General features: G+C 45.0%; 4 protein-coding genes and 2 pseudogenes. 3 read left to right on the top strand and 3 right to left on the bottom strand.

All coding sequences use genetic code 11. The features are described 5' to 3' along the window. From QZ311_RS07455 to QZ311_RS07445, 3 genes and pseudogenes are all read left to right on the top strand, one after another. A pseudogene (locus QZ311_RS07455) lies at positions 1-431 on the top strand (YWFCY domain-containing protein); the annotation flags it as partial. Between the two features lie 564 nt (positions 432-995). Further along, positions 996-2,807 (top strand): reverse transcriptase domain-containing protein, encoded by a 1,812-nt coding sequence (locus QZ311_RS07450; protein ID WP_280120656.1) that lies wholly within the window; start codon positions 996-998, stop codon positions 2,805-2,807. Between the two features lie 115 nt (positions 2,808-2,922). Further along, positions 2,923-4,227: pseudogene (locus QZ311_RS07445) on the top strand (TraM recognition domain-containing protein); the annotation flags it as partial. A 130-nt stretch (positions 4,228-4,357) separates the two neighbouring features. On the opposite strand, the gene QZ311_RS07440 reads toward QZ311_RS07445, so the two are convergent. From QZ311_RS07440 to QZ311_RS07430, 3 genes are all read right to left on the bottom strand, one after another. Continuing rightward, positions 4,358-4,960: an RteC domain-containing protein gene (locus QZ311_RS07440; protein WP_289703432.1), complete on the bottom strand. Its 603-nt coding sequence runs from the start codon at positions 4,958-4,960 to the stop codon at positions 4,358-4,360. A gap of 465 nt (positions 4,961-5,425) precedes the next feature. Further along, positions 5,426-6,697 (bottom strand): sigma 54-interacting transcriptional regulator, encoded by a 1,272-nt coding sequence (locus tag QZ311_RS07435; RefSeq protein ID WP_297066141.1) that lies wholly within the window; start codon positions 6,695-6,697, stop codon positions 5,426-5,428. A gap of 129 nt (positions 6,698-6,826) precedes the next feature. Beyond that, a complete protein-coding gene (locus QZ311_RS07430) occupies positions 6,827-7,702 on the bottom strand; it encodes a GLPGLI family protein (RefSeq protein WP_136410245.1) in 876 nt (291 codons plus the stop codon). Positions 7,703-7,711: the final 9 nt, after the last annotated feature.

The following is a 7,711-nucleotide window of genomic DNA, read 5'->3' as shown; positions in this document are numbered from 1 at the left end:
AATGGAAAACAATCTGGATTTTTCTCGGCGTAGGGCTTGTGCTGTTTTTCCTCAACTGGTGGATACCCGCCGACACCGCAAGCACGTTCCGCACATCATCTTACATCATTACCTCCGGGTGCGGTTTCGCCTGTATCCTTATGGCTGGAACATGGATAAGCCGTTTGCTCAAAAATAATATGATGGACGATGTTTTCAACAACGAGAATGAAAGTTTTCAGCAGGAAACACGCCTTTTGACTAACGAGTACTCCATAAATCTGCCGACACGTTTCTACTACAAGAAACGGTGGAACAAAGGGTGGATAAATGTGGTTAACCCATTCCGCGCCTCAATAGTCCTCGGCACTCCCGGTTCGGGCAAGTCATACGCCATCATCAATAATTTCATTAAGCAGCAGATTGAAAAGGGGTTCGGGCTATATCTGTATGGTGCGCCAGTCAAGGTAGTGTCTTAATAGTCCCTTTGGCAAGGATTAGGCAAGTGTTCTTTGAAAATGACCTATCATCACCGACTTATCTGTCCAACGAAAGACGGCAGGGAGTGTAGCACGTCGGTACAACTATAAGTCAGTTAGTTACCAAACTGCGACTGAATAGCGATGATAAGACAAGTATGAGGGTAAAGCCCGAATTGGTTGAATGATAATCTAAGTGGTCCGTGTAGTAGGCTATGACGTAAGGTAACTATGGAAACAACCACAAGAAGTTTCTAATCGTCATACTGCATCACTCTCTTTGCAGTCGTAGCGTAGGGAGAGCAGGAACTTGGTGCAGCGCAACTGTAATATACAGGAACAGGTGGAAGTCATACCCGACAACTTGTCAAGCCAATAGTTAAGGCACTATAAACTGGGATTGCCTAAACTGTCAGCATCCGCTGACAGCATGGTAACGGAGTCTCCGCAGTAGTCCGAGCGAGGGAAAGCCTCGTACATGGCGAAGGGAGACAGTGGAGATTTTTAATACAATTAATGAATGAAGTGTGAGACTTTATGAGAAATTCAACAAACGTATTAAACAGTCTATACAAACATTGCAAGGACTTGGATTACAAGTACGAGCGTCTGTATCGTATTCTTTACAACAAGGATATGTATGCTGTCGCGTACCAACGTATTGCCCCTAAGCAGGGTAATATGACGGCAGGCACTGACGGCAAAACCATTGACGGAATGAGCATCGAGCGCATTGACAGACTGATAGAGTCATTGAAAGATGAAAGCTATCAGCCAAAACCGTCAAGGAGGGAATATATTCCCAAGAAAAACGGTAAAATGCGTCCACTCGGCATACCATCTATAGAGGACAAACTGTTGCAGGAAGTGGTGAGGATGATTCTTGAGGCAATCTACGAGGGACAGTTTTCTGATTGTTCCCACGGCTTCAGACCTCAAAGAAGTTGCCATACCGCAATGGAACAGATTTCAAAGTCTTTCTGTGGAGCCAAATGGTATATCGAGGGCGATATTAAAGGATTTTTTGACAACATTAATCACGATGTCATGATTAAAATCCTTGAAAAACGCATTGGCGACTGCCGTTTCATCCGATTAATCCGTAAGTTTCTCAACGCAGGTTACATTGAGGATTGGCAATACTTCAAATCTTATGACGGAACACCGCAGGGTGGAATCATAAGCCCGATACTTGCCAACATATATCTTGACCAGCTTGACAAATATATGGAGGAGTATGCCTCAAAATTCGACAAAGGTGTACGCAAGGAGGTGAGCAAACTATACAGACACTACCAACGTAAGAAAGGACGTGCAAAAGTAGCTCTTAAGAAAGCCACGACCGCAGAGGAACGAAACGAGGCTCTTCGCCTCGTCAAGATGTATGACAGTCTCATGATGGTGACTCCTGCGAAAAACGAGGGAGACACCAATTACAAACGATTGAAATACGTTAGATACGCAGATGATTTCCTATGTGGCGTGATAGGCTCTCGTGAGGATGCAATCAAGATTAAAGCGGACATAAAAGAATACCTTGAATCCAAATTAAGATTGGAATTATCCGAAGAGAAGACCCTTGTCACCTACTCAAATAATCCTGCGAAGTTTCTCGGCTTTGAAATCCGAAACAGAAAATGTGCGGAAACACGCAGAGACACACTCGGTAGAAAGAAAAGGTCTCGGAATAAAACGGTTGAGATTCGTATCCCTAAAGATACGGTCAAGAAAAAGCTTCTCGATTATGACGTTGTGGAAATAAAGAAACACAACGGTAAAGAAATCTGGAAGCCGAAAGCAAGACCCGAACTCAACTTTAACGATGACCTTGAAATTCTTCAAAGATACAATTCTGAAATAAGGGGTTTCTACAACTATTTCGGAATTGGTGTCAACTGCGCTAAGCAGATGAACAATTTCGGATACATTATGGAATACAGCATGTATAAGACTTTTGCCGCAAAATATCGTAGCAAGGTTACAAAGATATGTCGCAAATACAAGAAAGACGGCATTTTCACCGTGAGCTACCAAGGCAAGAAAGGAAATACTATCGAAGCTAAATTCTATAATGGTGGCTTCAAAAGGCTAAAGCCATCAAAGGACAGTAGAATTTCAACTCTGCCGAACTTCATAATGCACACAAGCACCACAAGCCTGATGGACAGGCTTAAAGCACAAAAGTGTGAATTATGCGGGGCAACCGACAGACTCGAAATGCATCATGTAAGAAAACTCAAAGGACTCAAAGGAAAAGAGCCTTGGGAAAGAATGATGATTGCACGTAGAAGAAAAACGATTGCACTGTGCAGTAGTTGTCATAAGAAAGTTCACAATGGCAAGGCATAGACTGAATATCAAAACGGAGAGCCGGATACGCTGGAAGGTGTACGTCCGGTTCGGAGGCGAGTATTTGGAAACCGGTCATGATTATATGACACGGCGCCGGGTGCTTAGCCTACACTACAAATTTCCGGATCTGACGATGATTGCCTACAATCACATGCTGACACATCAGAAAGGTTACGGCGATAATCCGCCCTCTTTCTATGTGATAAATTTTGATGATCCGGAACACTCGCACCGTTGCAATCCGATACACCCCGATTTCATGTCGGATATTGCCGACGCCTATGAATCGGCCTATACAATAATGCTCAACTTGAACCGCTCGTGGGTGCAGAAACAGGGCGATTTCTTTGTTGAATCCCCGATTGTATTGTTCGCTGCAATAATCTGGTATCTCAAAATTTACGAGAATGGGAAATATTGTACTTTCCCCCATGCGATTGAGTTTCTTAACCGTCGCTACGAGGATATTTTTCCAATACTTACCAGCTATCCGCAGCTTGAAAACTATCTGTCGCCGTTTATGGACGCATGGTTGGGCGGAGCTGCCGAACAGCTTGCCGGGCAGATTGCATCGGCTAAAATCCCGCTTTCCCGTATGATTTCACCGCAGTTGTATTGGGTTATGACGGGCGATGATTTCACACTCGACATCAATAACCCCAAAGAGCCGAAGATTCTTTGCGTCGGAAACAATCCCGACCGCCAGAATATCTACGGCGCGGCGCTCGGCCTGTATAACAGCCGAATTGTCAAGTTGATAAACAAGAAAGGTATGCTTAAATCCGGCGTTATCATAGATGAATTGCCGACCATATATTTCAAGGGGCTGGACAATCTTATTGCCACCGCCCGCAGCAACAAGGTTGCGGTGTGCCTTGGATTTCAGGATTTCTCCCAGCTAAAACGCGATTATGGCGACAAGGAGGCTTCGGTTGTGATGAACACCGTCGGCAATATTTTCGCAGGTCAGGTTGTGGGTGAAACGGCTAAATCGCTGTCGGAGCGTTTCGGCAAGGTGTTGCAGAAACGGCAGTCTATCTCTATCAACCGTCAGGACGTTTCAACCTCGTTCAACACGCAGATGGATTCGCTGATACCGCCGAGCAAAATATCCACGCTGACGCAGGGCATATTTGTCGGAGCGGTGTCGGATAACTTTGATGAACGGATAGACCAGAAGATTTTCCACGCTGAGATTGTTGTTGACAACAATCGTGTGGCAGCAGAAACAAAAGCCTATAAACCTCTGCCTATAATCACTGATTTCAAAGACCCTACGCCTGAACGGAAAGGTATGAAGGCGGCGATACAGGCAAACTACGACCGCATCAAACGGGAGGTAATTGAGATTGTGGAAAAAGAGAAGCAGCGCATTGCGGCTGACCCCTCTCTGCGCCATCTTCTTCACCTCAAATAACCTGCGCCATTGACACGACAAAGCCCGGCTATCCATCACGGACAGTCGGGCTTTCCCCATTGGTTGTAAATTCAACACCCAAATGAAAATATATAATAAAGTGGATTAGTGGTCGGACATCGGTGCTTTATCAAGCACTTTCCCATTCTCCGGTGTCGGAGCCGTGAAGGAAACGGTTGAAGCGGTGCTGGAGCACATCGAGAAATGCCGTGCGACTTTTCTTGCCCCGCGATTTAAGTTCCGTGAATCTCTTGTGGAGATAGTTGGGGTTCACATTGAGGTTGAAAGCCTTTGCAAGCGCTTTCATTATATCGGTCACCGTAGCATCTGAATTGAGGCATTTGCCAATCTTCAGTGCATAGCACAGTTCCATAAAGTCTGTTTTGTCGGCGTTCCATTCAAGGTTTATGCTGTCGAAACAATCATCGGTCGGGATCATGGCGATTTCCATTTCCTTGTAATGGTTGAGGGTGTGATGAACGAAATGGAGTGCCTTGTTGATGAAGGCTGCAAGCTCCTGATTCACCTCGTCGCGTTGACGGGCTGTCTGCAAATGCTGTATCTCTACCTCGGCATAGAGCAGTGCGGTTATCACATATCCCTTGTGAGTGCTTTTGCTGCACATTTCGCTGACTTGAAGCACAAAATCCTTGTAGGCGATGTGCAGGTTGTCGTTCTTCCCCTCGGTCAGCTTCTGGAAGAACTCGGTTTCGGTAAGTGAAAATAAATCCATTTATCGGCTGTTTCTAATTCGTTTTACATTGTTTTCAAATCACGGATATAGAACCAGCGAATGTTACAATCGGATTACAGCGCGAGATCAAAAGTGCGTATTTTGCTGAAAATAAAAGCTATAATCGTGGAGGTAGTTCGGTGTGTTGATAAAGGTCATCGGTAATTATTACCGGGCTATCGGTAAAGATTATCAGAATTAAGGCTGTTTTATAGTCAAACAAAAAAGCGTGTCGAACACGCTCATTGGTAAGGCATCTGGTAAAGCCTCTATTAGAAAACGTGACGACACGCTATGCAAGTGCATAGCATAAGCATCACGCATCTGTTTCTAATAGTTAAAAATGTACCAGATTTTTACCAATACAAATGCGGTGTTATGATATGTAAAAAGTATGTGGGCTGGCTCTCCAGCCGTATGTTTTGCAGTTTTACACTGCAAAGTTAGTCATTTTTAACGAGTTTGTCAAGGCTGATTTTCACCGTTTCGCTCAATTCCGTACTTATTGCGAAGATTGAAAAGCGTTTTTTCGGTTATCCCTAACAGCTTGGCAGCCTCGCTCCAACTGCCTCCGCGACGATACGCTTCGAGTATTTTCTCACGTTCACGTTGCGGATTGCGCAGGCTTAAATCATCGTCAACCCTCGGCTCCGAGAGATTGAAATTGATGTCAGCCTCAGAAATGGTATCGCCTTTGGCATGGAAGGCGGCGAAAAGAACGATGTCTTTCAACTCGCGCACGTTGCCGGGCCACGGGTAGAGTTTCAATGCCTTTATCGCCGATGCGTCGAGGTGTTTTCGCTGCTTGCCGGTCTTGGCGGCATAGCGTTTGAGGAAGAAATCGGCAATTTCCGGAATGTCCTCTGTCGTATCTTTCAGCGACGGCACAGCGATGTCTGATTGTCGGAGTATGAAGAACAGATTGGGTCGGAATGTCTTTTCCGTTACCATCTTCAACAACTCCGGCTCTGCGGTGCAGATCACACGCACGTCGGGATGTTCAGTTTCGAGGATATGCAGTAACACCGATTGTTTCTCAAAGGTCAGCAGATGCACATTCTTGATTATGATTGTACCTCCTGCCGACTTTTGAAAGTATCCCTCTATGCGGTTGTAGATTTCACTGCGCTCATTTTCGGGATTGTGCCGACCTACGAGAGCCGCGCCTCCGGCATCAACGATGGTTATTGGTTTCTGCTCCCGCGAACTGTTGAGGTAGATTTGGTGTGCCACCTGTTCCTTTCCAGAACCGCACTCCCCGAAGATGATTGCGTTGGCGTTGGTCGCGGCAATAGCCGTTATCTTTTCCTCAATCTTCTGCCATACCTCGCTTTTGCGCGGTAACAGTTGATTGCCCAGTGTCAGTACGACGTGTTCCGGTTTTGCATATTTCTCAACCGTTTCAATCAGTTGCTTGTCAAGTGCAAGCCGCTGAACCACATCGACAGCTCCTCCGCCACGCATCACATCAACAGCGTCAGTGTGCAGGTTATCCACTATGGCTATGACAGGGAATTTGTATCCCTCGGTCTTCAGCCAGTTAATAAACTCTTTTGCAGTACCGTCAGACAATCGCATTGCCGTGACGATAACCGCGCCGGGAGGCAGCTTTGCCGCCTCAACTTTTCCGGCCTCGATGCAATCCGTAACGACAGGATCATAACCGGCCCGTGTCAACAAGCCCGCCATAATTCTCCCGTCGGATGCGGACGCATCTACAATGAGAATCTTGTTCATTGCTCTGGTTATAAAATATGATGAATACATTGAGTTATTGTCGTTAAGAGTAGCCCCCGACATTTTATGCCGAGGGCGGAGTTCACAGTATAACTTGATAATCTACGTTTTGAAAAGACTGTTTGGTTATTATCTTTCTAATGGATTGTAGTATTGAGACCAATCTTCATTGAGACGATGAAAACCTTGTTCACTGTTATCCATAATAAGGATGCGTGCCCCAGTATTTCGGACGAATGCCCCGGCGTTTTTATACATCTCCTGTTCATATTTTTTCCAATCTTCTTTCTTCATTTTCTTTCTACTCCAGTCATAGCGAATAATAGGTTGTGGCTTTTGTGTCAAACCTACAGCTTCAAAAATAAAGTTGTTTTCAGAGTCTTCAGCCTTAAGGACCAATCCCTTTACTCCGTTCAGCTTCCACGGTCCATAAGGAACAGGAATGTCATTTGTATAATACACTTTCCAATTTCTTCCTCCATAATTGCATGTTGCGACATGGCAATGATAGTCCATTACAGTAGCAATCTCATCGGGTATATACGTCCATTCAGGAGATTCTGATTGTTCACTGTATTCAATGACTTGAGAAGTGTATGGAAGACGATTGGTGACTGTAGTCAGTGAGTCCTTATGATTGAACAGAAGGTCGAACCCAACATAATTCTCCGGAATAGTAGAGAATTGCATTGTAGATTTAAGTTCTTTCGTGTTTTGTGTATCAAGAGCTCGCAAATCACGGCTAAAGAAAGCATTGTAGTCTTTTCCCATTTGCAAGTCCATGATGTCATCGAAACTCAAAGAATCGTCTTTCTCTGAATTGCGATACTTGAACTGGTATGAAACGTTAAGATAGCAAGTATCTAATGTCTCATACTTATCAGTGTCCTCATGAGCGAGGGTAAACGTAGGCGTATCCATAGCATACGATACGGTAACCTGTGCTATAGCGGCAGGCCCGGCAAGCATCATTAAGGATGCTAAAAGTGTAATCAAAATTCTCATGGGTGTATA

Source organism: uncultured Duncaniella sp. (assembly GCF_910578445.1).
Lineage (GTDB): Bacteria > Bacteroidota > Bacteroidia > Bacteroidales > Muribaculaceae > Duncaniella.
This window is presented reverse-complemented; position numbering and strand designations above follow the sequence as displayed.